The 26,191-nt window shown below is 65.4% G+C and carries 24 protein-coding genes; 13 read left to right on the top strand and 11 right to left on the bottom strand.

The features are described from left to right. Positions 1 to 149: 149 nt before the first annotated feature. Complete coding sequence (locus ACFC2Y_RS01640; RefSeq protein WP_375173314.1) at positions 150 to 566, bottom strand: hypothetical protein; 417 nt, start codon at positions 564 to 566, stop codon at positions 150 to 152. A gap of 121 nt (positions 567 to 687) precedes the next feature. After that, positions 688 to 2,187: a CoA-acylating methylmalonate-semialdehyde dehydrogenase gene (locus ACFC2Y_RS01635; protein ID WP_375173313.1), complete on the bottom strand. Its 1,500-nt coding sequence runs from the start codon at positions 2,185 to 2,187 to the stop codon at positions 688 to 690. A 102-nt stretch (positions 2,188 to 2,289) separates the two neighbouring features. Between ACFC2Y_RS01635 and ACFC2Y_RS01630 the strand changes: the two genes are divergently transcribed. The 3 genes from ACFC2Y_RS01630 (at position 2,290) to coaD (ending at position 4,440) form a co-directional block, all read left to right on the top strand. Continuing rightward, on the top strand, positions 2,290 to 3,207 hold the full coding sequence (locus tag ACFC2Y_RS01630) for a LysR family transcriptional regulator (protein WP_375173312.1): 918 nt from the start codon (positions 2,290 to 2,292) through the stop codon (positions 3,205 to 3,207). 131 nt (positions 3,208 to 3,338) lie between these two features. Further along, on the top strand, positions 3,339 to 3,773 hold the full coding sequence (locus tag ACFC2Y_RS01625) for a CBS domain-containing protein (RefSeq protein ID WP_375173311.1): 435 nt from the start codon (positions 3,339 to 3,341) through the stop codon (positions 3,771 to 3,773). A gap of 172 nt (positions 3,774 to 3,945) precedes the next feature. Then, on the top strand, positions 3,946 to 4,440 hold the full coding sequence (gene coaD / locus ACFC2Y_RS01620; protein ID WP_375173310.1) for a pantetheine-phosphate adenylyltransferase: 495 nt from the start codon (positions 3,946 to 3,948) through the stop codon (positions 4,438 to 4,440). On the opposite strand, the gene ACFC2Y_RS01615 is transcribed toward coaD, so the two are convergent. From ACFC2Y_RS01615 to tkt, 5 genes are all read right to left on the bottom strand, one after another. Continuing rightward, positions 4,406 to 5,410, bottom strand: coding sequence for an alpha/beta fold hydrolase (locus ACFC2Y_RS01615; RefSeq protein ID WP_375186409.1), 1,005 nt, complete (start codon positions 5,408 to 5,410; stop codon positions 4,406 to 4,408). The two genes, coaD and ACFC2Y_RS01615, sit on opposite strands and share 35 nt — an antisense overlap. A gap of 22 nt (positions 5,411 to 5,432) precedes the next feature. Continuing rightward, positions 5,433 to 5,576 carry a hypothetical protein gene (locus tag ACFC2Y_RS01610; RefSeq protein WP_375173308.1) on the bottom strand — a complete coding sequence of 48 codons (144 nt, stop codon included), beginning with the start codon at positions 5,574 to 5,576 and terminating at the stop codon, positions 5,433 to 5,435. A 223-nt stretch (positions 5,577 to 5,799) separates the two neighbouring features. Then, a complete protein-coding gene (gene gap / locus ACFC2Y_RS01605) occupies positions 5,800 to 6,804 on the bottom strand; it encodes a type I glyceraldehyde-3-phosphate dehydrogenase (protein WP_375173307.1) in 1,005 nt (334 codons plus the stop codon). A 350-nt stretch (positions 6,805 to 7,154) separates the two neighbouring features. Then, positions 7,155 to 8,156 (bottom strand): type I glyceraldehyde-3-phosphate dehydrogenase, encoded by a 1,002-nt coding sequence (gene gap, locus ACFC2Y_RS01600; protein WP_375173306.1) that lies wholly within the window; start codon positions 8,154 to 8,156, stop codon positions 7,155 to 7,157. 446 nt (positions 8,157 to 8,602) lie between these two features. Beyond that, positions 8,603 to 10,618 (bottom strand): transketolase, encoded by a 2,016-nt coding sequence (tkt, locus tag ACFC2Y_RS01595; RefSeq protein ID WP_375173305.1) that lies wholly within the window; start codon positions 10,616 to 10,618, stop codon positions 8,603 to 8,605. A 272-nt stretch (positions 10,619 to 10,890) separates the two neighbouring features. Between tkt and ACFC2Y_RS01590 the strand changes: the two genes are divergently transcribed. After that, on the top strand, positions 10,891 to 11,313 hold the full coding sequence (locus ACFC2Y_RS01590; RefSeq protein ID WP_375173304.1) for a hypothetical protein: 423 nt from the start codon (positions 10,891 to 10,893) through the stop codon (positions 11,311 to 11,313). Beyond that, positions 11,313 to 11,720, top strand: coding sequence for a cell division protein ZapA (locus ACFC2Y_RS01585; protein WP_375173303.1), 408 nt, complete (start codon positions 11,313 to 11,315; stop codon positions 11,718 to 11,720). The genes ACFC2Y_RS01590 and ACFC2Y_RS01585 overlap by 1 nt, the downstream gene beginning before the upstream one ends. A 477-nt stretch (positions 11,721 to 12,197) precedes the next feature. Here the strand turns inward: ACFC2Y_RS01585 and grxD are convergent, their stop codons facing one another. The 4 genes from grxD to ACFC2Y_RS01565 all read right to left on the bottom strand — a co-directional run bounded on the left by grxD (position 12,198) and on the right by ACFC2Y_RS01565 (position 16,557). Further along, positions 12,198 to 12,560 carry a Grx4 family monothiol glutaredoxin gene (gene grxD, locus ACFC2Y_RS01580; RefSeq protein WP_375173302.1) on the bottom strand — a complete coding sequence of 121 codons (363 nt, stop codon included), beginning with the start codon at positions 12,558 to 12,560 and terminating at the stop codon, positions 12,198 to 12,200. Between the two features lie 52 nt (positions 12,561 to 12,612). Further along, positions 12,613 to 12,849, bottom strand: coding sequence for a BolA family protein (locus tag ACFC2Y_RS01575; RefSeq protein WP_375173301.1), 237 nt, complete (start codon positions 12,847 to 12,849; stop codon positions 12,613 to 12,615). Between the two features lie 78 nt (positions 12,850 to 12,927). Further along, complete coding sequence (gene purL, locus ACFC2Y_RS01570; protein WP_375173734.1) at positions 12,928 to 15,087, bottom strand: phosphoribosylformylglycinamidine synthase subunit PurL; 2,160 nt, start codon at positions 15,085 to 15,087, stop codon at positions 12,928 to 12,930. 546 nt (positions 15,088 to 15,633) lie between these two features. Then, entirely contained in the window at positions 15,634 to 16,557 is a 924-nt protein-coding gene (locus ACFC2Y_RS01565) for a LysR family transcriptional regulator (RefSeq protein ID WP_375173733.1), read from the bottom strand. Between the two features lie 156 nt (positions 16,558 to 16,713). On the opposite strand from ACFC2Y_RS01565, the gene ACFC2Y_RS01560 reads away from it, so the two are divergent. The 8 genes from ACFC2Y_RS01560 to ACFC2Y_RS01525 all read left to right on the top strand — a co-directional run bounded on the left by ACFC2Y_RS01560 (position 16,714) and on the right by ACFC2Y_RS01525 (position 26,118). Next, on the top strand, positions 16,714 to 20,136 hold the full coding sequence (locus tag ACFC2Y_RS01560) for an indolepyruvate ferredoxin oxidoreductase family protein (RefSeq protein WP_375173300.1): 3,423 nt from the start codon (positions 16,714 to 16,716) through the stop codon (positions 20,134 to 20,136). Positions 20,137 to 20,372: 236 nt separating this feature from the next. Continuing rightward, entirely contained in the window at positions 20,373 to 21,296 is a 924-nt protein-coding gene (locus tag ACFC2Y_RS01555; RefSeq protein WP_375173299.1) for a lysophospholipid acyltransferase family protein, read from the top strand. Between the two features lie 38 nt (positions 21,297 to 21,334). Continuing rightward, the gene (locus ACFC2Y_RS01550; protein ID WP_375173298.1) at positions 21,335 to 22,147 is read left to right on the top strand and encodes a glutamate racemase; all 813 of its coding nucleotides are present in this window, start codon (positions 21,335 to 21,337) and stop codon (positions 22,145 to 22,147) included. A 134-nt stretch (positions 22,148 to 22,281) separates the two neighbouring features. Next, positions 22,282 to 22,872, top strand: a complete 591-nt coding sequence (locus ACFC2Y_RS01545) for a VPLPA-CTERM sorting domain-containing protein (protein WP_375173297.1) — start codon at positions 22,282 to 22,284, stop codon at positions 22,870 to 22,872. Between the two features lie 143 nt (positions 22,873 to 23,015). Beyond that, positions 23,016 to 24,044: an N-acetyl-gamma-glutamyl-phosphate reductase gene (gene argC, locus ACFC2Y_RS01540; RefSeq protein ID WP_375173296.1), complete on the top strand. Its 1,029-nt coding sequence runs from the start codon at positions 23,016 to 23,018 to the stop codon at positions 24,042 to 24,044. A gap of 24 nt (positions 24,045 to 24,068) precedes the next feature. After that, positions 24,069 to 24,515 carry a cytochrome c maturation protein CcmE gene (gene ccmE, locus ACFC2Y_RS01535; RefSeq protein WP_375173295.1) on the top strand — a complete coding sequence of 149 codons (447 nt, stop codon included), beginning with the start codon at positions 24,069 to 24,071 and terminating at the stop codon, positions 24,513 to 24,515. Positions 24,516 to 24,928: 413 nt separating this feature from the next. After that, positions 24,929 to 25,540, top strand: coding sequence for a holin-associated N-acetylmuramidase (locus ACFC2Y_RS01530; protein WP_375173294.1), 612 nt, complete (start codon positions 24,929 to 24,931; stop codon positions 25,538 to 25,540). After that, entirely contained in the window at positions 25,531 to 26,118 is a 588-nt protein-coding gene (locus ACFC2Y_RS01525) for a holin family protein (RefSeq protein WP_375173293.1), read from the top strand. Before ACFC2Y_RS01530 ends, ACFC2Y_RS01525 begins: the two co-directional genes overlap by 10 nt. Positions 26,119 to 26,191 lie beyond the last annotated feature (73 nt).

Below are 26,191 nucleotides of genomic sequence, written 5' to 3'. Positions count from 1 at the left end.
TTTTCCGCCCGTACGGGACGTGTTTCTGACATCCAGCTACGGTTAAGGTTGGGTTAACGTTTCGCCCGACAACCCAGGCGTGCGCCCCTGCCTTTCGTCCGCCCCCAAACCGTTGCCCAACAAGGCATCGATTCGCCCGCGTCCCGGCCTCACGCCCTGTTCATCAACTCGTCGATGCACCGCTGTTCCAGCCCCAGCATCTCCAGCGCCTCGGCCTCGTCCTGTACGACTCGGACGACCATCGCTTCCAGCCCGTCCCAGGACTTCAGCGCCGAATGGGCCATCGACCGGCTAATCCGGGTCGGCGCCAGATAGATCATGAAACTGGGCCGACCGGAGGCCATCAGCGTATCGACCTGCAGTGCCTGAAATTTCATCAGATCCACGTAGGACCGGTCGTATTCCACGATATCCTTGAGGTCGATCAGATGTTTCAGCTCCGGGCGAGAGTCCGGATCACGCGAGAATCGGGTAAAGGCCTCCACGGTTTCCTGCACCGTGGCCACGCCGGAATAGCGGACGTAAACCAGCCCTATATCGCTGAGAATTCTGTAGTGCACAGCCATCTATCGGAACCACCCAGGTCGCAGAAAGCCGGACCCAAAAGGGCCCGGCCAGATCAGCATACAGGTTTGACCAAGTGGTTCAATTCTCAACACCCTGCAAATCGGCGCAGGGTAAACGAGGTCAATCCATCGCCTTGAAGTGGAACTCGCCGCCCTCTTTCAACCCCGAGGGCCAGCGCGCGGTCACGGTCTTGGTCCGGGTGTAGAACTTGAAGGCATCCGGCCCGTGCTGGTTCAGGTCGCCAAAGGCGGATTTCTTCCAGCCGCCGAAGGTGTGATAGGCCAGCGGCACCGGGATCGGCACATTGATCCCGACCATCCCGATATTGATCCGGTTGGCAAAATCTCGCGCCGTGTCGCCGTCGCGGGTGAAGATCGCGGTGCCGTTGCCGTATTCATGATCCATTGCCAAGCCAATCGCCTCTTCATAGGTCTTGGCGCGGACGGTCGACAGCACGGGGCCAAAGATCTCCTGCTTGTAGATGTCCATGTCGGGGGTCACGCGGTCGAACAGATGCGCGCCGACAAAGAACCCGTCCTCATAGCCCTGCAGGCTGAAGTCGCGGCCGTCCACGACCAGCTCCGCCCCCTGATCGACGCCGGATTGCACCAGCCGCAGGATGTTCTCCTTCGCTGCCGCGGTGACGACGGGGCCATAGTCCACATCCTTGCCCGCGGTATAGGGTCCGACCTTCAGCTTCTCGATCCGCGGCACCAGCTTCTCGATCAGCCGGTCCGCCGTCTCCTCGCCCACGGGCACGGCAACCGAGATCGCCATGCAGCGTTCGCCCGCAGCGCCGTACCCGGCCCCGACCAGCGCATCCGCCGCCTGATCCATATCCGCATCCGGCATGACGATCATGTGGTTCTTGGCCCCGCCAAAGCACTGCACGCGCTTCCCGGCCGCACAGCCACGGGAATAGATGTATTCCGCAATCGGGGTCGATCCGACAAAGCCGATCGACTGGATCACCTCATTGTCGAGGATCGCATCCACCGCGCCCTTGTCGCCGTTCACCACCTGGATGATGCCCTTGGGCAGCCCGGCCTCTTCCAGCAGTTCCGCCAGCATCAGCGGGACTGAAGGGTCACGTTCCGACGGCTTGAGGATAAACGCGTTGCCGCAGGCGATGGCGGGCGCGAACATCCACATCGGGATCATGGCGGGGAAGTTGAAGGGCGTGATGCCCGCGGTGACGCCAAGCGCCTGACGCATCGAGTAAATGTCGATCCCCGGACCGGCGCTGTCGGTATATTCGCCCTTCAGCATCTGCGGCGCGCCGATGCAGTATTCCACCACCTCAAGGCCCCGCTGCACGTCGCCCGCCGCATCCGGCAGGGTCTTGCCATGCTCGCGGCTCAGCGCCTCGGCCAGCTTGTCCATGTCGCGGTTCAGCAGATCCACGAACTTCATCAGCACCCGCGCGCGGCGCTGCGGGTTCACCGCGGCCCAGGCGGGTTGTGCGGCCGCGGCGACCTCGACCGCGCGGTTCAGCTCCTCGGTCGAGGCCAGCGGCACCTTCGCCTGCACCTCGCCGGTCGCCGGGTTCATGACATCCGCAAAGCGGCCGGACGTGCCTTTGACATGGGCGCCGTCGATGTAATGGGTCAGTTCCTGCATGGGGTCCTCCATCCGTTTGGGCGCAGGATAGTGTTGCGATTTTCCCGGACAAAGGGGAAATAGGGCAAAGATGTTTTGCGTAAATGCAAAGGCGGGGGCGACATGCACTGGGACGATCTGCGAATTTTTCTGGCCGTGGCGCGGGATGAAAGCCTGTCGGCCGCGGGCCGTCGCCTGCGGATCGACCCCGCCACCGTGGGCCGCCGCGTCTCCCGGCTGGAGGAACAGATCGGCGCGGCGCTCTTTGCGAAATCGCCCCAGGGCTATGCGCTGACCGACGCGGGCCAGCGGCTGCTGGACCATGCCATGCGCGCCGAACAGGCCGTTCTCGCGGCGGGCGAGGAACTGGCGGGGCAGGCGGGGGGCCTCTCGGGTCAGATCCGCATCGGCGCGCCTGACGGGGTGGCGAACTTCCTGCTGCCGCAGGTCTGCGCCCGCATCCACGACGCCAACCCCGATCTGGAGATCCAGATCGTCGCCCTGCCACGGCTCTTCAACCTGTCGCGGCGCGAGGCCGACATGGCGGTCACCGTCAGCGCCCCGACCGCCGGCCGCCTGCTGGTGCAGAAGATCGCCGACTATCACCTGCACCTCGCCGCCACGCGCGACTACCTTTCCACCCATCCCCCGATCCGGGACATGCGCGACCTGCGGGATCACCGGATGGTCGGCTATATCCCCGACATGATCTTCGACAAGGAACTCGACTACCTCGGCGACATCGGGGCAGGGCGCGTACCGCTCGCCTCCAATTCCGTCGTGGTCCAGCTCAACTGGCTGCGGCTCGGCGCCGGGGTCGGTATCGTGCATGATTTCGCGCTGCCCTTCGCCCCCGATCTGACCCGCATCCTGCGCGACCGTTTCTCCCTCACCCGCAGCTTCCACCTTGTCCGGCACGAGGACGACGCCCGCCTGGAACGGATGAACCGTTTTGCCGCATTGCTGAGCGAGGGTCTCCGGCGGGAAGTCACTCACCTTGAAGGAGAACTTGACAAAATGCCGCAGCCGACGGACGCTTAGACCAAGACATCGAGCGTACCGGGACACGGGGATTTCCCCGTCTTTCACCCTTCGCGTTCGAAGCCCGCCGAAAGGCAGCGAAGGGTGAGGCCGACTGTCCCGCGATGCTTTAGCCAACGGGAGGAATGGCAATGATCGTACAGCAGATCCTGAAGTCCAAGGGTGGGGGTCACGTCGTGACGGTGAAACCGACGATGACCGTGGCCGAGGTCACGAAAATCCTGGCGGAGAAAAGGATCGGCGGTGTGATCGTGACAGCCGGGGGCGACACGGCGGAGGGCATCCTCTCCGAGCGCGACATCGTGCGCGCCCTGTCGCATCGCGGCTCCGGTATTCTGACCGACACAGCCGAGACGCTGATGACCCGCAACCCGGTCTGCTGCGAACGCTCGGACACCGCCGACGAGGTCCTGCGCCGCATGACCGACGGCCGCTTCCGCCACATGCCCGTGGTCGAGGACGGCAAGCTGATCGGCATCGTCACCATCGGCGACGTGGTCAAGGCGCGGCTCAGCGAACTGTCCATGGAACGCGACGCGCTGGAAGGCATGATCGCGGGGCATTGACGCGCCGCTACGGCACGGGTGTCGCACCGATGCGATACCGACGTGATACCGACGTAATACCGACACGGCGTTCGGTGGATTAACGCCCCATGCGGATAGTTTGTGACAGGCCCTTGCATTCCCCCGCGCAATAATGTTGCGTGCGCAGAAATCGCGATGACGAGAGGACGCCATGCGCATTGGTCTATATCCCGGCACCTTCGACCCTATCACCCTGGGACATGTGGACGTTATCCGGCGCGCGGCCTCTCTGGTCGACCGTCTGGTGATCGGCGTCGCCATCAACCGTGACAAGGGCCCGCTCTTCGATCTCGAAGAACGCGTCGCCATGATCGAGGAGGAATGCGCCAAGCTTTCGTCCGAGACGGGAACCGAAATCATCGCCCATCCCTTTGAGAACCTGCTGATCCACTGCGCACATGATGTCGGCGCCACGGTCATCGTGCGCGGCCTGCGTGCTGTGGCGGATTTCGAGTATGAATATCAGATGGTTGGCATGAACCGGTCGCTAGACAACACGGTCGAGACGGTCTTCCTCATGGCCGATGCCAAGCATCAGGCCATCGCGTCCAAACTGGTCAAGGAAATCTGCCGCCTCGATGGCGACGTGTCCAAGTTCGTGACCCCGGCGGTCAACGATAAACTTCGGGCGAAGCTCTCGAAATAAACTTCCGGTCCTTCATCGCCTCATAGGCTTTGCGGATGAAGGCCGCGCTGTCCGCCACCCGTGTGAGCGGCAGCATATGCCCGCCCTCGATCAGCTTCAGCCCGATCTGCGGATACCGCCGCACCAGCAGCTCTCCGTGGTGGGAGGGGTCGAGGATGCGGTCTTCCTTGCCAAAGAGCACCCGCACCGGCACCGCCAGTTTGCTGTAATCACGCGACATTCCGACCAGGTCCTCCTCCGAGGCCTGGAAATCCCGACTGGCGTTGTAAAAGGCATCGGGCCGCAGCGACAGCAACCCGCCGCCCCGCACCGGAAACTCCGGCGGGATGCCATCGGGGCCGAAGATCTCCGTCTCCACCGGGCCGGGATGGCGGATCATATGCGGCACTGCGGTCGTCCAGCTCAGGATGCGGCGATAGACATCCGATCCGATCCGGTAAGCGTCAAAAACCCCCGCCGCCTCCTTGATGGGCAGCGACAGCGGCGCCAGCAGCGCCAGCCCGCGCACCAGCTGCGGCTTCTCCAGCGCCAGCGCCAGGGAAATCGCCCCGCCAAGCGAATGCCCGACCACCAGCGGATTGTCGATCTCCAGCTTCTCGATCACCTCCGCCACCTGCCGCGCCTGCGACCGGATATTGGCCGCCGCATCCGCCGGGCGTTCCGAATAGCCCGACCCGGGCCGGTCGATCGCCACCACCCTGAAATCCTTGGCCAGATCGTCGATCAGCCCGCAGTCGAAATGCGCCAGGTTCCCGCCCAGCCCATGCACCAGCAGGATCGCGGGACCGGAGCCGCAGTCGACATAGTGCAGCCGCCCGGTGGAGATGCTGGTAAAGGCCCCGCGCGGCGGCACCATCCGTTCGGCCTTCTGCTTCCACCACCAGGAAAAGGCGACGTAGCCAAGCGTCATCAGCACATAAAGGCCGATCAGGATCAGGATTATGTTGGGCAGGAAATCAATCATGTGCACAGTCAATCAACATTCCGAACCCTTAGCGCCAAAAGGCCACCCACTCCAGCAATTCGGCGAATTTTCGGGCAAGAAACAGACTGTTGGCGCCGTCAAACCACTGCCAGTCAACCAGCAGGAGCGCGACAATGATCATTGCCAACGCGATGGCTATCCTGTTCGTCATGTCACCCTCAAGCGCCCGACCCCGCCATGGCTATGCCCGAGCGGTGGCAACGGATCAAGTCCCGTGGTGGGCGAGGGGGGCAGGGGGGACGGCATTCGGCCCTGTTGAACATGGAGTTGGCCCGCGTCCAGCAGGCCCTTGGGCGGGGCGTAGGATCAACTCCCGAAACATGCCACAGATGTTCGCACCACTGACATACTCGCCAGCAGCCAGCCCCCAGGTCTTACCCGATCAGCCGCCCCATCACCGCCGCCACATCCGCCATCCGGTTGGAGAAGCCCCATTCGTTGTCATACCAGGCCAGAACGCGCACCATCCGGCCTTCCATCACCCGCGTCTGATCCAGCGCCACCGTGGCCGAAACCGGCGCGTGGTTGAGGTCGATGGAGACCAGCGGCGCCTCCGTCACCTCGAGAATGCCGGAAAGCGGACCCTGCGCCGCCGCGACAAAAGCCGCGTTGATCTCCTCCACACTCGTTTCGCGCCCCGCGTCGAAGGTCAGGTCCACGCAGGAGACATTGGGCGTCGGCACCCGGATCGCCACCCCGTCCAGCTTCCCCGCCAGTTCGGGCAGGACATCGCCAACCGCGCGCGCCGCGCCGGTCGAGGTCGGGATCATCGACATCGCCGCCGCCCGCGCCCGGTAAAGGTCCTTGTGCCCAGTATCCAACGTCGGCTGGTCGCCCGTGTAGGCGTGCACCGTGGTCATGAACCCGCGCGTGATGCCGACCGTATCGTTCAGCACCTTCGCCACCGGGGCCAGGCAGTTCGTTGTGCAGGAGGCGTTGGAGACCACCTGATGCTCCCCCGTCAGCACGTGGTCATTCACCCCCATCACCACCGTCGCATCCGCGCCCTGGCCGGGGGCGGAGATCAGCACCCGCGCCGATCCGTTCGCCAGATGCGCCGCCGCCTTGTCCCGCGCGGTGAAGATGCCGGTGCATTCCAGCGCCACATCCACCCCGTCCCAGGGCAGGGCGGAGGGATCGCGTTCCGCCGTCACGCGGATCTTGCCGCGGCCGAGGTCGATCCAGTCCTCGCCCTCGCGCACCTCCGTGGCAAACCGCCCGTGCACGCTGTCATACCGCAGCAGATGCGCATTGGTCGCAACGGGATAGAGGTCGTTGATCGCAACCACCTCCAGATCCGTGCGCCCACTTTCCTCGATGGCGCGCAGGACATTGCGTCCGATGCGCCCGAACCCGTTGATGGCCAGTTTGATGGTCATGGTCGCGCGCCCCCCTGATGTCGCGATGCCAGGTGATTCCGTTATCGCTAACATATCTTATTTTACGGCTCCGACCACCCGGGGCGCGGGGTTTCTGCCAAGCATGCGGAAAACAAGGAAAAAGCGGTGCTGATTGACACGGTAGTGCGGGGGCGGGGTCTGCGGATGCAGCCTTTGGCCCCGTGCGGCCCGGCAAATTCGTGGCAAAGAGGGGAGCGCGAAGCGCCCGCCCTTGGGGCGGGTCGGGCGCTGCCCGGCGGAGCCGCCGGGCGTGTCAATCATTCAGCGTTTGGCCTGCGTCACCGTCGCACAAAGGGGCCGCGAAAATCCCGCAACGCAACTCCGACGCCTCAGCGCATCTGCCCCATGGCCGCAGCCACATCGGCCATCCGGGCCGAGAAGCCCCATTCGTTGTCATACCAGGCCAGCACACGGACCAGCCGCTTGCCGGTCACCTTGGTCTGGTCGGGCGCAAAGATCGAGGACTGCTCGGTATGGCAGAAATCCACCGAAACCTTGGGCTCCGGATCATAGGCCATGACCGCGCCCATCTGGCCCGCGACGGCCTGTGCGACCACTTCGTTCACATCGGCTTCGGTCACGTCCCGCTTGGCCACAAAGGTCAGGTCCACGGCCGACACATTGGGCGTCGGCACCCGGATCGCCGAGCCGTCCAGCACGCCCTTCAACTCTGGCAGCACCTCGCCAAGCGCCTTGGCCGCACCGGTGGAGGTCGGGATCATCGACATCGCCGCCGCCCGCGCCCGGTAGAGGTCATCGTGCCGCCGGTCCAGCGTCGGCTGGTCCCCGGTGTAGGCGTGGATCGTCGTCATGATGCCGCTCTCGATACCGATACCGTCGTTCAGCACTTTCGCCAGCGGCGCCAGGCAGTTGGTGGTGCAGGACCCGTTGGAGATCATCGTATCCTCGGCCACCAGCTGATCATGGTTCACACCGAAGACGATGGTCTTCTGCACGTTCTTCGCCGGGGCGGAAATCAGGACCTTCTTGGCACCGCGCTCTAGGTGCACCTTGGCCTTCTCGCCGTCGTTGAACTTGCCCGTGCATTCCAGCACCACGTCACAGCCGGACCAGTCCAGCTCCGACGGGTTGTAGGTCGAATACACCTCCATCGGACCACGGCCGATATCCATCGTGTTGCCCGCGACCTTCACCTCGCCGCCGAAGCGACCATGCACGCTGTCATAGCGCAGCAGATGTGCCGAGGTCTCGATCGGGCCGGTGGCGTTCAGCTTGACCACCTGCACGTCATTGCGCGCGCTTTCCGCGATATGGGCGAGGGTGCAACGGCCGATCCGGCCAAAACCATTGATGCCGACGGTGACGGTCATGAGCGCAACTCCTGTTTCTGGATTCCCCCGGCATATAGCCGGTCGTTGCGCATTCCTTAAGAGGAAAACCCAATTTCTGCCAATGTGTTAGCGATAACCGTGACGTGGTGGCGCTAACCCCGGAGACGGTTCGCGCTAACAACGCACAGTGTCGCCGGAGTGGGGACGATCCGGGGGGCGGAGGAGGGAATCATCGGGGTGTGATTGAGGGTGCGGGGAAGGGGCGCGCGGTCCGGCATGGTCTGCGAGGTCCCGGCACAAGGCCGGGACATACCCCACTACGCGTCCCGGCCCCCGCGCCGGGACCGCACGCCAAATCTCACCCACGTCCCGGCCCCTGCGCCGGGACCGCACGCAAAAATCTCACCCCGCTCCAAGTCCCGGCCCCCGCGCCGGGACCGCTCGAGCCCCAACACAGACCGCCGCGGGGGCGCCCGGTTACTGGCTCAGAGCATCGCCTTCGCTTCGGCCGCCACACGCTCCGCCGTGATGCCGAAATGCTCAAAGAGAACCTCTGCAGGGGCCGATGCGCCGAAGGAGGACATGCCGACAAAGGCCGCCTTGGCCTCGCGCCCGCGCTCGCCCAGAAGCCAGCGATCCCATCCCATGCGCACCGCAGCTTCGACGCCGACGCGGACCGGCCCGGCGGGCAGCACGCGCTTGCGATAGGCCTCGTCCTGCGCGGCAAACAGCTCCATGCAGGGCATGGAAACGACGCGCGTACCGATCCCGTCGGCCTCCAGCAGGGCCTTGGCCTCCATCGCGATAGACACTTCCGACCCGGTGGCGATCAGGATCGCCTGGCGCTTGCCCTCCGCCTCGGCCAGGACATAGGCGCCCTGTTCCGTCAGGTTGCGGGATTTGTGCTGCAGCCGCACCGCGGGCACGTTCTGACGCGTCAGCGACAGCACCGACGGGGTCGAGGACTGCGTCAGCGCGATTTCCCAGGCCTCTGCCGTCTCCACCACATCCGCCGGGCGGAACACCAGCGTGTTCGGCGTCGCGCGGCTGATCGCCAGATGTTCCACCGGCTGGTGCGTCGGACCATCCTCGCCCAGGCCGATGCTGTCATGCGTCATCACATAGACCACCGGCTGCTTCATCAGCGCCGACAGCCGCATCGCCGGCCGCGCGTAATCGGTGAAGCACATGAAGGTGCCGGAGTAGGGACGGATGCCGCCGTGCAGCGCCATGCCGTTCATCGCCGCCGCCATGCCGTGTTCGCGGATGCCGTAATGCACGAAACGCCCGTCGCGGTTATCCACGTCAAAGACGCCCAGATCGCCGGTCTTGGTATTGTTCGATCCGGTCAGATCGGCCGACCCGCCCACGGTTTCCGGCAGCACCGGGTTCACAACCTCCAGCACCATTTCGGAGGCCTTCCGCGTCGCCACCTTGGGATGCGTCTCGCAGGCCTGTTTCTTCAGCGCACGGATCACCGGGGCCAGCCGTTTGGGAGCCTCGCCCGCCATGGTGCGCTCGAACTCCGCCTTGCGCCGGTCCGAAACCTCGTTCAGCCGACCTTCCCAGGCGAAGCGGTCCTCGGTGCCGCGCCGCCCGATCTCCTCCCAGGCGGATTTGACCTCGCCGGGCACCTCGAACGGGCCGGTCGTCCAGCCATAGGCCTCCTTCGCTGCGGCCATCTGATCCTTGTCCGTCAGCGCGCCGTGGCCCTTGGAGGTATCCTGCGCCGCATGGCCCAGGGCGATATGCGTCTTGCAGGCGATCATCTGCGGCCGCTTGCCCTTCTTGGCCTTGGTGATCGCCGCGTCGATGGCTACCGGGTCGTGGCCGTCGATCTCCTGCACGTCCCAACCGCTGGCCTTGAAGCGCATGACCTGATCGGTGCGGTCGGCCAGATCGACCTCCCCGTCGATGGTGATGTTGTTGTTGTCCCAGAAGACGATCAGCTTCGACAGCTCCTGCCGTCCGGCCAGCGAAATCGCTTCCTGGCTCACCCCTTCCATCAGACAGCCGTCCCCGGCGATGACATAGGTGTGGTGATCCACCAGCTTCTTGCCGAACCGCGCCCGCAGGATTTCCTCCGCCATGGCAAAGCCCACGGCGTTCGAGATCCCCTGACCGAGCGGCCCGGTCGTCGTTTCGATCGCGTTCGACAGGAAGTTCTCCGGATGGCCTGCGGTGCGGCCGCCCAGCTGGCGGAAGTTCCTGATCTGCTCGATTGGGAAATCCTCGTAGCCCGTCAGATGCAGCAGGGAATAGAGCAGCATGGACCCATGGCCCGCCGACAGGATGAACCGGTCACGGTCCGGCCAAAGGGGGGCGGAGGCGTCGAATTTCAGGTGCTTTTCAAACAGCACCGTGGCCACATCGGCCATCCCCATGGGCATCCCGGAATGACCGGAATTCGCGGCGGCAACGGCATCCAGCGTCAGGGCGCGGATCGCGGTGGCCTTGGACCAGTGATCGGGATGGGCGGAACGAAGGGCAGCAATATCCACGGGCGGGGGCTCCTTGGCGGCAGTGGCAGCAGTGCGGGCTGAATATCAGCAGCACAGCAAGTTGCAAGCCGCAGCTGGCCCGCCCGCCCGGGGCCGGGCCGGTCCTTGCGCCCCCCGAACAGTGATTTATGTCGTGGTTACAGACAGATTTGGGCTTTCCTTCATGTTTTGGATAGACTTGGGCAATATCGGCCCGCGCGAATGATTCGCCGGGCCGCAGTGACAAGGTCCGGAACGGACAGGACAGACGGAACGAAGGGGCGGCCTCGGCCATGAGTGAAATCGACGAGCTTCAGCGGCGCATCGGCGCTGCTCTCGACCGGATCGGGCAGGGGATTGCCCCGCTCACCAGTCCCGGCGCGGGCACGGATGACGCCGCGCAACCCGTTGGTGACATTGCCAAAGACCTGGCCGACGCCCAGGAGGCCCGCAGCCGCCTGCAGGACCAGCTGGCCGAGATGGAGCGCGACATCGCCCGCCTGAAGAAATCCAACGACCAGCTGCGCGAGGTCAACGAGGCCCTGCGCACCGCCAACGAGGCCCAGGTCGGCGACTCGCAGCTGATCAACAGCGCGCTTTCGGCCGAGGTCGAGGCGCTGCGCGCCAGCCACGCCGCCAGCCAGACCGAGGTCCGCGCGATCCTCGACGCCCTGACGCCGCTGGTCGGCGACACCCCTGCGACGGAGGAGGCCTGATGCCCGAACTGGAAATCCTGATCGGTGGCCGCGCCTTCGAAGTGGCCTGCCAGGAGGGCGAGGAACACTACCTCCAGGCCGCCGCCGAGATGCTGAACATCGAGGCCCAGACCCTCGTCGCCCAGACCGGCCGCATCCCCGAGGCCCGGATGCTGCTGATGTCCGGCCTGATGCTGGCCGACCGCACCGCCGGGGTGGAGGACCGCCTGAAGATCCTCGAAGACGAGGCCGAAGGCTACCGCGCCGAGATCGACCGCCTGAAAAACGCCCTGCGCGACGCCGAGGGCAAGGCGACCGAGCCCGCGAAGGTCGAGGTCCCGGTGATCCCCGCGGGGTTGAGCGAGGGGCTGCTGGCAATGGCCGAAAAGGCCGAGAAACTGGCGGACGAGGTCGAAGCGAAAGCGTAGGGTGCGTGCTTGCACGCACCGCCTCGTACACCAGCCCGCAACACCGGCGCCCGATGGTGCGTGCAAGCACGCACCCTACACCATCCTCGCTCGCGCTTTGCCAAGAGACCTCGGGATCAAATCCGAGGATGACCCGCCCTCAGTCCGACACACACCGCGCCGACCCGTCCCGGCCCCCGCGCCGGGACCCCGCTGGAATTGCCGCACAACCGTCAGACCACACAGTCCGACCTCGGCGTGTCGCGAGGCCCCGGCGCAAGGCCGGGGCACGTCTCGCCATCGCGTCCCACGCCACCGGTCATCCTCGGGCCGACCCGAAAATCTCCTGCCATCTCGTCCTCGTTTTGCCGCGAGATCCTCGGATCAAGTCCGAGGACGACCCGGGCTAGAAACCCCGGCCACACCGCGCAGCATCCCGCGCAAGAAAAAAGGCCGGGTCGCCCCGGCCTTCCGCGTCTCAATCGTCGCGACAGGCGATCACCCGTTCGCGGCCCGGATCTTCTCCGCCGCGTCCTTGTCGTAGCCGACGCCGTTCTGGTCGAAGAGCGTGTCCAGCTCGCCAGACAGGGTCATCTCGGTGATGATGTCGCAGCCGCCGATGAATTCGCCCTTCACGTAGAGCTGCGGGATGGTCGGCCAGTCGGAGTAATCCTTGATGCCCTGACGGATCGCCTCGTCCGCCAGCACGTTCACATCGGCAAACTCCACACCCATGTAGTTCAGCACCCCCGCCACGCGGGAGGAGAAGCCGCATTGCGGCATGGTCTTGGTGCCCTTCATGAACAGGACAACGTCATTGCCTTTGACGGTTTCGTCGATCTGGGTCTTTGCGTCGGTCATATCTCGGGTCCTTCTTGCGCGCACCCTCAGGGGCGGCTCGTTCTGGTCAGTGTCACTCGGGCGCGCGGGTGGTCAGCGCCAGCGCGTGCAATTCGCCCGCAGGCCCGTCCATCTTGCCTTTCAGCGCCGCATAGACGGCGCGCTGCTGCTGCACCCGGTTCTTGCCGCGGAAACTCGGGTCCACGACGGTGGCCGCGAAATGCTGGCCGTCATCGCCCTGCACCTCGATCTGGGCATCGGGGAAACTTTCGCGGATGAGGTCTTCGATATCCTGGGCCTGAATGGGCATGATGGGCCTGCTTCTGTTTGGTCTCTCTCCGATGTAATCGCCGCCCTGCGTGGTTGCAAGCGCAGGGCTCCTGTCGGCTCAGCCGAAGGTCGCGCCGAAGGCCCCTCGGTAGAGCGCCGAAAGCTCCGCCAGGGGGGCGCTGCTGCCGCCCAGGGTGACCGTATCGCCGGTGAATTTGCCGACACTCGTGACGGGCACACCCGCCCGGCCCGCCGCCACCATCAGCGCCTCCGCCTGATCGAAGTTGCAGGCCACCAGATAGCGCCCCTGATCCTCGCCGAAGAGCTGCCCCTGATCGGTATCGTCCAGCACCACCCCCACGCCGGAGGCCTCGGCCAGTTCGAAGGCCGCCAGCGCCAGCCCGCCATCGCTCAGGTCGGTGCAGGCGGTGATCCAGTCGCGGTTGGCCAGGATGAACTCCCCCGCCGCGCGTTCCGCCGCCAGGTCGACCGGCGGGGCGTCGCCCTCGACCCGGCCAAAGACCTCGGCGAGCAGGGCGGACTGCCCCAGATGCCCCTTGGTCGCGCCGATCAGCAGGGCGACATGCCCCTCCCGGGCGAGGCTGGTGATCGCATGGTCGACATGGTCGATCAGCCCGACAGCCCCGATGGTCGGGGTCGGCAGGATCGCCTGGCCGTCGGTTTCATTGTAAAGTGACACGTTGCCCGACACGATCGGCATGTCCAGCGCGGTGCACGCGGCGCCGATCCCCTGGATCGCACCGACGAACTGGCCCATGATCTCGGGCTTCTCGGGGTTGCCGAAGTTCAGGTTGTCGGTCGACGCCAAGGGCCGCGCGCCAGAGGCCACGAGGTTCCGGTACGCTTCCGCCACCGCCTGTTTGCCACCCTCGACCGGGTTCGCCTTGACGTAGCGCGGCGTCACGTCGGAGGTGAAGGCCAGCGCCTTGTCGGTCCCATGCACCCGGATGATCCCCGCGCCAAAGCCCGGGATGCGCATCGTGTCGGCCATGACCTGGCTGTCGTATTGCTCATAGACCCACTGGCGGGAACAGTAGTTCACCGACCCGATCAGCGCCTTCAGCCCATCTATCGGATCTACGGCGGGCACATCGGCCATCTCTTCGGCGGCGGGCGTCGGCACGTGCGGCCGGTCGTATTCCGGCGCCATGGACGACAGCTTCGACAGCGGCAGATCGGCCCAGACGCGGCCCTGATGCTCGATCAGGAAGCGGTCCTCGGGGATCGTCTCTCCCACGATGGCGAAGTCGAGGTCCCATTTGTCGAACACCGCCTTGGCTTCCGCCTCCTTCGAGGGGTCCAGCACCATGAGCATCCGCTCCTGGCTCTCCGACAGCATCATCTCGTAGGCGGTCATGCCCTCTTCGCGGCAGGGCACGCGGTCCAGCTCCAGCTTGATGCCAAGCCCACCCTTGTCGCCCATCTCGACCGCCGAACAGGTCAGGCCGGCGGCCCCCATGTCCTGGATCGAGATCACGGCGCCGGTCTGCATCAACTCCATGCAGGCTTCCATCAGGCGCTTTTCGGTGAAGGGATCGCCGACCTGCACGGTCGGCCGCTTCTCCTCGATCGTCTCGTCGAACTCGGCCGAGGCCATGGTCGCCCCGCCAACCCCGTCGCGGCCCGTCTTCGCGCCCAGATAGACGACCGGCATCCCCACACCCGAGGCAGCGGAGTAGAAGATCTTGTCCGCATCGGCCAGACCGGCGGCAAAGGCGTTCACCAGACAGTTGCCGTTATAGGCCGGATCGAACCGGACCTCGCCCCCCACGGTCGGCACGCCGAAGCAGTTGCCGTATCCGCCGACACCTTCGACCACACCGTGCACCAGCTGCCGGGTCTTGGGATGCGCGACCTCGCCGAAGGACAGCGAATTCATCGCCGCCACCGGACGCGCGCCCATAGTAAAGACATCGCGCAGGATGCCGCCCACGCCGGTCGCCGCGCCCTGGTAGGGTTCGATGTAGGAGGGGTGGTTGTGGCTCTCCATCTTGAAGACCACCGCCTGGCCGTCGCCGATATCCACCACGCCCGCATTCTCGCCCGGCCCGCAGATCACCTGTGGCCCGGTGGTGGGCAGGGTCTTCAGATGCAGCTTGGAGGATTTGTAGGAACAATGCTCGTTCCACATCGCGCTGAAGATCCCCAGCTCGGTGAACGTCGGCTCCCGGTTCAGGATGCGCAGGATCTCGGCGTATTCGTCTGGCTTAATCCCGTGGCTCGCGATCAGCTCTTCGGTGATGGCCGGTTCCTGCATGATATCCCCCGTCATGATCTGCGCCCCCTTTACGACAGCTGGCCCGACGGGGGAAGGGGCGGAACCTGCGTCAATGTGGGGGTGAGCGAGCGAACTTCGGCTTCTGGCCGAATTCCGGGCAGTTTTGCGCCGCGCGCAGGGGGAGGGCATAGCGAATAAGCGCGATAAGGGCAGAGGCGGTCCGCGGGGGGACGCGAAGCGGCCGCCCGGGGGGGCGGACGGCCGCTGCCCGGCGTGCCGCCGGGCGGATGCTTTGATCAGGGCGCAGCCCTTGGACGGCCCTTGTTGTGGCAAACAATCGTGAACTCGAACGCCTATGCGTCCGCGATTCGATTGCTGCGCTGCGGCTAGCGCCGGATGCCGCAGGTGCAAGCGGAAAGAAAAAAGGCCGGACATAAAGTCCGGCCAAGTCCAACAGGGAGGTATGATGATGATGAACCCTTGGGCAGCATCATCGTCAAACGAGCACATAAGCGCCGGTTTAGAGTCGTTCAAGTTCCAAAGTGACGCAGGCCCAGCAAGGCTGTTATGCGCATGGCGCAAGGCTCAACGCCGCTCGCCCACCTCGTCGGGGCGGGTTTCGCGCAGGCGCCGCCGGTGCGTGATGATCTCTTCCTGGACGAAATCGCGGAAGGCGGCGATCCGTTTGGAGTGGCGCAGCTCCTCCGGGAAGGCAAGGAAAACGGGGACTTCCTGCGATTCGACCTCCGGCAGGACCCGTTCCAGAGACGGGAAATCATCCACCAGATAGTCCGGAAGAACCCCGATCCCCAACCCGTTGATCACCGCCTGCAACACCCCGAAATAGCTGTTCACGGTCAGCAGCGAGGCGACGTCGAAACTCAGCAGTTCCGCCACCAGCCCGGCCCCCGCCGCAACCTGCGCGGCCGAAGGGCTCTGACAGATCAGCCGGTGGTCGGTGATGTCCTCCATCTTTTCCAGCCGCCCGCGCCGGTCCAGGTAGTCCGGGCTGGCATACATCCGCATCCGCACCGACATCAACCGCTTGCGGATCAGGTCGGCCTGGCTCGGCTCCTTCATGCGGATGGCGACATCGGCCTCGCGCATCGGCAGGTCCAGCACTCGCTCTTCCAGCATCAGGTCGATCTTCAGGTCGGGGTATTTCTCGTAGAACTTCGGCAGCCGCGGCGCCAGCCAGAGCGACCCGAACCCGGTGGTCGTGGTGACCCGCAACTCGCCGAACACCTCTTCCTCGCTGTCGCGGATCCGCGCGGTCGCCGTATCCAGCCGCTTGGCCATGGCCCGGGTCGCGTCGAACAGCAATTCGCCCTGTTCGGTGAGAATCAGTCCCCGCGCATGGCGGTGAAAGAGGGTGGTGTTCAGTGACTCCTCCAGCGCGCGAATCTGCCGCGAGACGGCGGATTGCGACAGGTGCAGCGCATCTCCGGCATGGGTCAAGCTGCCGGCATCGGCAACCGCGTGAAATATTCTGAGCTTGTCCCAATCCATATCGCTAACTTTCTGATCGACCGGCCCCGTCGCCGCGAAATCATCCGTCACATAGACCGCCGGACCGCTCACGTTAAGGGGAATTCCGGGAAAAACCGAAATTGGTCATATATTGTGACCCTTTTTTGGGCTATCATTTGAGCAAGGGAGACACACATGACCAAGCCAGAAATTTCGCTCAACGATCGTTTCGATCTGGAGAAAAGCCCGGTCCTGCTCAACGGCACCCAGGCCCTCGTCCGTCTCATGCTCATCCAGAAGGCGCGCGACAGGGCGGCGGGGCTCAACACCGCCGGCTATGTCACCGGCTATCGCGGCTCGCCCCTGGGCGCGGTCGACATGCAGATGAACCGCGCGGCGAAGCAACTCGCCGCCGCCGACGTGAAGTTCCACGAGGGCCTGAACGAGGACCTCGCCGCCACCGCCCTCTGGGGTGCGCAGCAGGCGGAACTGCGGGGCGAGGGGAAATACGACGGGGTCTTCGGCCTGTGGTACGGCAAAGGCCCCGGCGTCGACCGCTCCGGCGATGCGATGAAACATGCCAATATGGCGGGCACCTCGCCCCATGGCGGCGTGCTGATGGCCATGGGCGACGACCACACCGGCGAGTCGTCCACCGTGCTGCACCAGTCCGAATGGGCGCTGGTCGATGCCTATATGCCGATCGTCAGCCCCGCCGGCGTGCAGGAGGTCCTGGATCTCGGCGTCTACGGCTATGCGCTATCCCGCTATTCCGGCCTCTGGGTCGGCCTCAAGACCATGAAGGACACGGTGGAGGCCACGGCGGTCGTCGACGGACGCCCCGACCGGATGAACCTGGTCCTGCCGACGGATTACGAGATGCCTGCAGGCGGGCTGAACATCCGCCTGATCGACACCCCGCCCGAGCAGGAGGCGCGGATGATCGACCACAAGCGCTTCGCGGCGGAGGCCTTCGCGCGGGCAAACAGGATCGACCGGCGCATGTGGGGCAAACCCGGCGCCAAGATCGGCTTTGTCGCGGCCGGGAAGAACTGGCTGGACCTGACCCATGCGCTGGCGCTTCTGGGCATCGACGAGGCGGAGGCGGAACGCCTCGGCATCACCACCTACAAGGTCGCTCAGGTCTGGCCGCTGGACATGGAAGGCTTCCACGACTGGGCCGAAGGGCTGGACCTGATCGTCGTGGTCGAGGAAAAGCGCAAGCTGATCGAAGTGCAGGTCAAGGAGGCGATCTTTGACGACCGCCGTGGCCGCCGCGTCTATGGCTGGCACAAGGGCGGCGGCGCGGGCTCCATGCACGGGCCGGAACTGTTCCAGACCAAACAGGCGCTCGACCCGATCATGATCGCACAGCGCCTCGGCCAGATCCTGATCGAGGAGGGGCGCGACACCGACCGGATCAAGGCGGGCCTGTCTGCCCTGGAAGAAGCCAAACGCAACGACAACGCCCCTGAAATCGCGGCGCGGCTGCCCTATTTCTGTTCCGGCTGCCCGCACAACACCTCCACCAAGGTGCCCGACGGCTCCCGCGCCTATGCCGGGATCGGGTGCCATTACATGGTGCAGTGGATGGACCGCTCGACCCAGGGCTTCACCCATATGGGGGCCGAGGGCGCGAACTGGATCGGCGAGGCGCCGTTTTCCAACACCGGCCATGTCTTCCAGAACCTCGGGGACGGCACCTACAACCACTCCGGCGTGCAGGCGATCCGCGCCGCGCTCGCCTCTGACGCCAACATCACTTACAAGATCCTCTTCAACGATGCCGTCGCCATGACCGGCGGCCAGAAGAACGAGGGCGGGCTGACCCCCGACCGCATCGCGCATGAACTGACCGCCATGGGGGTGCGCAAGCTCTCCGTCGTCTATGACGAGAAGGAAGAACCCCGGCGCGAGGATTTCCCCAAAGCCGTCGGCTGGCACGAACGGGCCGAGATGGAGAGCGTGCAGAAGGAGATGGCCAAGACCCAGGGCGTCACCGCCATCATCTACGTCCAGACCTGCGCCGCCGAGAAACGCCGCCGCCGCAAGCGCGGCCAGTTCCCCGATCCCGACAAGCGGGTCTTCATCAATTCCGACGTCTGCGAGGGTTGTGGCGATTGTGGTGTCCAATCCAACTGCGTCTCCATCGTCCCGAAGGAGACGGAACTGGGCCGCAAGCGCCAGATCGACCAAAGCTCCTGCAACAAGGACTTCAGCTGCCTAAAGGGCTTCTGCCCCTCCTTCGTCACCCTCGAAGGGGCCAAGCTGAAAAAGGCCACGGGGCAGGGGATCGACCTGCCCGATCTGCCCGATCCCACGCTGCCCGTCATCGACGGCACTCATAACGTTGTCATCACCGGCGTCGGCGGCACCGGCGTGGTCACCATCGGCGCCCTGCTGGCCCAGGCCGCGCAGATCGACGGCAAGGGCGCGGGCATGATGGAGATGGCCGGCCTGGCGCAAAAGGGCGGCGCAGTCCATATCCACGTCCGCCTCGCCGAGAAACCCGAGGACATCAGCGCCATCCGCGTCGCCACCGGCGAGGCCCATGCGCTGATCGGCGGCGATCTGGTGGTCAGCGCCGGGGCCAAGACGCTTGGCCTGACCAAGCAGGGCCAGACCGGGGCCGTGGTGAACTCTCACCAGACCACCACCGGCGACTTCACCCGCGACACCGAGTTCCAGATCCCTTTCGACCGGCTGGAAATGCAGCTGGAGGCGCGGCTGAAGGATCGTGTCGCGCTCTTCGATGCGTCGGAACTGGCGCGTATCGTGATGGGGGACTCGATTTTTTCCAACATGATGGTTCTGGGGGCGGCCTGGCAGAACGGGCTGATCCCGCTCACGCTTGAGGCCATCGAAGGTGCCATCACCCTCAACGGCGCGGCGATCGACAAGAACCTCCATGCCTTTGCCATCGGCAGATGGGCCGCGCTGCACCCCGAAGACGCCGCCAAGCGGGTGGAGGCCACGGTGGTCTCCAAGCCGCTGAGCCTGAACGAAAAGATCGACTTCCGCGCCGATCACCTGAAGGCGCACACCGGCCCTCGTCTGGCCAAACGCTATCGCAAGATGCTCGACGGGATCGAGGACGAGGCGCTCAAACTCGCTGTCGCCAAGGGCTACCATAAATTGCTGGCCTACAAGGATGAATACGAGGTCGCCCGCCTGCTGCTCGACACGGAGGCGAAGGCGAGGGCGGAATTCGACGGCGACTTCCGGATGACCTACCACCTCGCCGCGCCGGTCGTGGCGGGCAAGGACGACAACGGCCGCCCCGGCAAGCGCGAATTTGGGCCCCGGATGCGGCTGGGTTTCCGTCTGCTCAAGCGGCTCAAGATGCTGCGCGGCACCCCGCTCGACCCCTTCGGCCGTTCCGAGGAGCGCCAGATGGAACGCGCGCTGATCCAGCAGTACGAGGCCGACATGGCCGAGATCCTGCCCAAGGTCACCCCCGCCACCCGCGACATCGCCATCGCCCTGGCCGAGCTGCCCCTGAAAATCCGCGGCTTCGGCCCGGTCAAGGCCGCGAACGAGGCCAAGGCGGCGAAAGAGCGCGAGGCCCTGCTGGCGAGCTTCAAGGGCGGCGGCGGGATGCAGCAGGCGGCGGAGTAACCCCCTCCCTAGCCCTCCCCCTGACAGGGGGAGGGGACATGGGCGCGTGGGGCGGCAACGCACCGAATTCCCGACCGAAGCAACGCAATCCCCTCCCCCCTTGGGGGGAGGGTTAGGGAGGGGGTAACTGTCACACCCCCTTTACCAAACCATCATACAGCCTGCGGTCACCCCACAGCCCTCTGGAAACCAATCCCGGCAAAGGCTACATCTCAACCAGCCCCGCAGAGGCCCCGATGATGACCTCACCGCCCGACAAGCCCACGAACCGGCAGATCGCCCGCGACATCTCCTACGCCCATTCCGCCGCGACCAAGGGGGGCCGTGCCCTGATCCGGGTGATGGAGAACATGACCGGCCGCCCCGGGCTGATCAAACGCGCCGACGGCTACGCGCAGGAGATCGAGAGCGGCAAGGACTTCTGGTCCGTCATGGTCGACCGCTACCGACTCTCGCTGTCGGTCACCGGCGGCTCGCTCGACAACATCCCGCGCACCGGGCCCCTGATCCTGATCGCCAACCACCCCTACGGCATCCTGGACGGGCTGATGATGGGCCATGTCCTGCAACAGCAGCGTGGCGATTTCCGCATCCTCGCGCACCGCGTCTTCCGCAAGGCCGAGGACATCAACCGCATCATCCTGCCGATCTCCTTCGACGAAACGAAGGAGGCGGTTCAGCAGAATATCGAAACCCGCAAGACCGCGCTGAAATACCTCGCCGACGGCGGCGCAATAGGCGTCTTCCCCGGCGGGACCGTCTCAACCGCGCTGAAACCCTTTTCGCAGCCCATGGACCCGGGCTGGCGCGGCTTCACCGCCCGGATGATCGCGAAATCCGAGGCGACGGTGGTGCCCATGTTCTTCGCCGGGCATACCTCGCGTCTTTTCCAGCTGGCCAGCCACCTGCATTCGACCCTGCGCATGGGCCTCCTGATCAAGGAGTTCAGATCCCGCATCGGCACCCCCGTCGAGGTGGTGATCGGCGACCCGATCACCCGGGCCGACCTCGCCCCCTATCTCAGGGACACTCGGGCGCTTATGGATTTCCTGCGACACCGCACCTACGAACTTTCGCCGAAGCCCCTCAAATCCTTTGAATATGGTTTTGAATTCGAGGATAAGCACCGCACCGGCGACGACCCCCGCCGCGTGTATTGACGGCCCGCGCCGGATCCGGCGCAACGAGAGGCAGGACCATGGCAGTAGGGATATTCGACAGCGGCCTCGGCGGGCTGACCGTGCTGGACGCGGTGCAGAAGCGCCTGCCGGACGTGCCGTTCGTCTACTTCGGCGACAACGCCCACGCCCCCTATGGCGTCCGCGATGCCGACGATATCTATGAGCTGACCACCACGGCCGTCACGCGCATGTTCGACGCGGGCTGCGATCTGGTGGTCCTGGCCTGCAACACCGCCGCCGCCGCCGCGCTGCGCCGCATGCAGGAATCCTGGGTGCCCAAGGACAAGCGCGTCCTCGGCGTCTTCGTCCCCCTGATCGAGGCGCTGACCGAACGGCAGTGGGGCGACAACTCGCCCCCCCGGCAGGTCGCTGTGAACAACGTGGCCCTCTTTGCCACCCCCGCCACCGTCGCCTCCCGCGCCTTCCAGCGTGAACTGGCCTTCCGCGCCATCGGTGTGGATGTGGAGGCCCAGGCCTGCGGCGGCGTCGTCGACGCCATCGAAGAGGGCGACATGATCCTGGCCGAGGCGCTGGTGCGGTCGCATGTCGATGCGCTCAAACGCAAGATGCCCCATCCGGAGGCCGCGATCCTCGGCTGCACCCATTATCCGCTGATGGAGGCGGTCTTCCAGGACGCCCTCGGCCCCCAGGTGACGGTTTATTCCCAGGCCAATCTCGTGGCCGACAGCCTGGCCGATTACCTCTCCCGCCGCCCCGAATTCATCGGCAGCGGACGCGAGTCGCTGTTCCTGACCACGGGCACCCCCGCGAAGGTGTCCAACAGCGCGACCCAGTTCCTGCGCCGCAAGATCTCCTTCACCGCCGCCTGACGCTGCCGTGACGCGGGATTACGTTAACGTAACCTCGCGTCACTATGTCTCCCGAGCCCTTGGAAAACAGAGCGTTGCGCCATAGATGCGGCCTGCGCGCACATTCCGCGCTCAACCCTCAGGTTATTTCAACGATGCTCAAACTGCTTGCCACCACCGCCCTGGCCCTGACCGCCTCCATGGCCCAGGCCGCGACCGTTACCGAGGCCGACTACGGCGGGTTCTCCAATTCGGGCTGGTCCTGGGCGACCAACTCCTCAGCCTTCAGCGAGATCGGTCACGGTTATTCTTCCGTCTCTGGCACCGGTGAACAGAACCGCCATGATTTCCTGCACTTCACCGGCCTGCCGACTGGGGAGCAAAGCGTTACCATAAGTTTCGGTTTTGTTCCCGATGCAACTGCCAACAACCGCGACGTGAGCGTCTACTGGGGCACCGCCGCCTTCTGCGACTGGTGCGGAACGGGGCTGCCTCAGGTTTCGATGAACGCGGGGAATCCTACGACAGAATACGTTCTGAACTTCAACGCGGGCTTTGCAGGCGACCTCTACCTCCAGCTGAATTTCCTCAGCGGCACGAACTTCACCTACAACATCACCGGCACCGGCTTCGCATCCGACAGCGCCTCCGGATCGGCCCCCGCCGTGCCGCTGCCCGCGGGCATCTGGCTCGGACTTTCGGCCCTCGGCGCGCTTGGTCTCGCCGCGCGGCGTCGCAAGGCGTGACGATACGGCGCATCCCCGGCGGGGCTGCGCCACACCATATCCCCTCCAGCGGCGGATCGCATTAGACGCGCCCGTCGCTTTGCTGTATCTACGCGCCGAAACGGCGGCTCGACATAGGGCGCGTGGAACTCGAGGGCACTGAAATGACCAAGAAAATCGCGATCATTGGCGCATCCGGCTACACCGGAGCAGAGCTCATCCGCCTCATCTCCTCCCATCCGGGGATGGAGATCACGGCGCTCGCCGCCAATTCCAAGGCCGGGCTGGCCATGTCCACCGTCTTCCCCTTCCTGCGCCACCTCGATCTGCCCACGTTGGTGACCTGGGAACAGATCGACTTCTCGCAGATCGACCTCTGCTTCTGCGCCCTGCCGCACAAGACCAGCCAGGAGGTCATCCCCCATATCGCCAACCACACCAAGGTGGTGGATCTGTCGGCCGATTTCCGGCTGCGCGACCCGGCGGCCTACAAGACCTGGTATGGCAACGATCACGCGGCGGTGGAGCTTCAGAAAGAGGCCGTCTACGGCCTGACCGAGTTTTACCGCGACGCCATCGCCAAGGCCCATCTGGTGGCCGGCACCGGCTGCAACGCGGCGACAGGGCAGTTCACCCTGCGGCCGCTGATCTCCGCCGGGGTGATCGACCTCGACAATATCATCCTTGACATGAAATGCGCCGTCTCCGGGGCAGGGCGGTCGCTCAAGGAAAACCTCCTCCATGCGGAGCTGAGCGAGGGCTACAACGCCTACGCCGTCGGCGGCACGCACCGCCATCAGGGCGAGTTTGATCAGGAGTTCTCCGCCCTTGCCGGGCGGCCCGTGCAGGTGCAGTTCACCCCGCATCTGATCCCCGCCAACCGGGGCATCCTGTCCACCTGCTACGTCCGGGGCGAGTCTGGGGAGATCCTGCAGGCCTATCACGACGCCTACCGCGACGAGCCCTTCATCAAGGTTCTGCCTTTCGCCGAAATGCCCTCCACCCATGACGTGCGGGGCTCCAACTTCGTGCATATCGGGGTGAAGGACGACCGGATCGAGGGCCGCGCCACCGTGGTCGCCGTGCTGGACAACCTCTGCAAGGGCTCCTCCGGTCAGGCCCTGCAGAACGCCAACCTGATGCTGGGCCTGCCGGAAACCGAGGGGCTGATGATGGCCCCGCTCTTCCCCTGAGCACGCACTTCCCGTGAGGACATCATGAAGGGACTGAAGAAGAAACGCCGCATCCAGATCATCGTGCTGGCCTTTGTCGCGCTGGCGATTGCGACCGGGCTGGTCGGCTATGCGATGCGTGACGGGATCAACTTCTTCCGCTCGCCCACCCAGGTGGCCGAGGCCCCGCCGGATCCGGGCGAGACCTTCCGCCTCGGCGGTCTGGTCTCCGAAGGCTCCGTGCAGCGCGGACAGGGCAAAACCGTGCGCTTCTCGGTGACCGACGGCAATGCCTCCATCCCCGTCAGTTTCACCGGCATCCTGCCTGACCTCTTCGCCGAGAACCAGGGCATGATCGGCACCGGCCGCTACGTGAACGGCACCTTCGAGGCGACTGAAATCCTTGCCAAACACGACGAAAGCTACATGCCGAAAGAGGTCGTCGACGCGCTGAAGGAACAGGGCGTCTATCAGGAACCGGAGACGAACTGAGCTGCTTTTGTGACGCTCCGGCTCTTCAAGCCCCGGCCCCCGCGCCGGGGCCTCGCGCTACTCGCCCTCCTGGAGGCCCCGCACCACCCGGCGCCCTCGAGGTCCCGGGACAAGCCCGGGACACACCCCCTCCCAAGCCTCGGCCCCCGCGCCGGGGCCTCGCGCAACTCCTCCTCACAATAGCCTCACACCACTCGACGCCCTCGAGGTCCCGGGACAAGCCCGGGACACCCCCACGCCCCGGCCCCCGCGCCGGGGCCTCGCACAACTCCTCCTCTCAGAGGCCCCGCACCGCCCGGCGCCCCCGAGGTCCCGGAACACACCCCAAACCACCACCGTACGCACCGCTAACCACTCGTTAACCACCCTCCGGCATTCTCCCCACATAACCCAGGACCAACCGGGAGGCAGGAATGCAGACAGTCAGGCAAATGGCCGAGGCCATCGTCGCGCGGGAAGGTGGCTATGTGAACGATCCGGACGATCCGGGCGGGGCCACCAATTTCGGCGTCACCATCGGCACGATGCGGCAACTGGGGCTGGACCTCGACCGCGACGGAGAGATCACGCCAGATGACCTCCGCGCCCTCGACCGCGACGCGGCGGTGGAGATCTTTCTGGACCGCTACTTCCACGCGCCGGGTATTGCGGACCTCCCTGCAATCCTCTGGGAAACCGTCTTTGACATGCAGGTGAACGCGGGCAGCAACGCGATCAAGATCCTGCAACGGCTGCTCAACCGGATGGGGCAGGGCGTCACGGTCGACGGCCATATAGGCCCCCAGACCATCTCCGCCGCGCGGAGGGCGGCGACGCTCGCCCCCGACCACCTCGCCGATGCCTATGGCATTGCCCGCCGGAACTACTATTTCGCCCTGGCCGACCGCCGCCCTGCCAGCCGCAAATTCGCCCGCAGCCGGGCCGGGGGCAAGGGCGGTTGGATCACACGGGCGGAGGGCTTCATCGCCCCCCGTTATCACATGACAGAACAGGAATTCCGCGAAAGGACCGCGTCATGGGCCTGATCTCCACCCTCCTCGATACCCTCTTTGGCGGGCGCACGAACCGCCTGCGCGAAACCATCGAAGTCTTTACGGAGAATGCAGAAAAGGCCGGTGTCCGCGATCTCGACCGCCTCTCCGCCGCCCTCTCGCAGCATGCGGCGGAGTTCCGGACCACCCGCAGCCCCTTTGACGCGCTGATCGACGGGATCAACCGCTTGCCCCGTCCCATGCTGGCCTTCGGAACGATCGGTCTGTTTGTTTCCGCCATGACCAACCCGGTGTGGTTCGCCGAACGGATGCAGGGCCTCGCCCTCGTGCCGGAGGCGCTCTGGTGGCTCATGGGCGCGGTGGTCAGCTTTTACTTCGGTGCGCGTCATCAGCTGAAGGGCCAGCAGTTCCAGCGCGACATCGCCCAGACCCTGGCCCGCGTCCCCCGCGTCGTCGACAACACTCGCGCCCTGCGCCGCCTCGACACCGACCCCGTGGACCACACCGAGCCTGCGACCCCGCCCGCAGACGGCGCCCCCCGGATCCCACAATCAGACGACGGCGCCCCGAACGCGGCCCTCGACGCCTGGCGCGCCAGCCGCACCGGCTGAACGAAGGGCACCCAACCCCGCCAATTGCGCCGTCCTCCCCTGGATCGGGGGAGGGTCAGGCAGGACCTGCCGT

Source organism: Pseudooceanicola sp., assembly GCF_041987405.1.
In the GTDB taxonomy this organism is placed as follows: domain Bacteria; phylum Pseudomonadota; class Alphaproteobacteria; order Rhodobacterales; family Rhodobacteraceae; genus Pseudooceanicola.
This window is presented reverse-complemented; position numbering and strand designations above follow the sequence as displayed.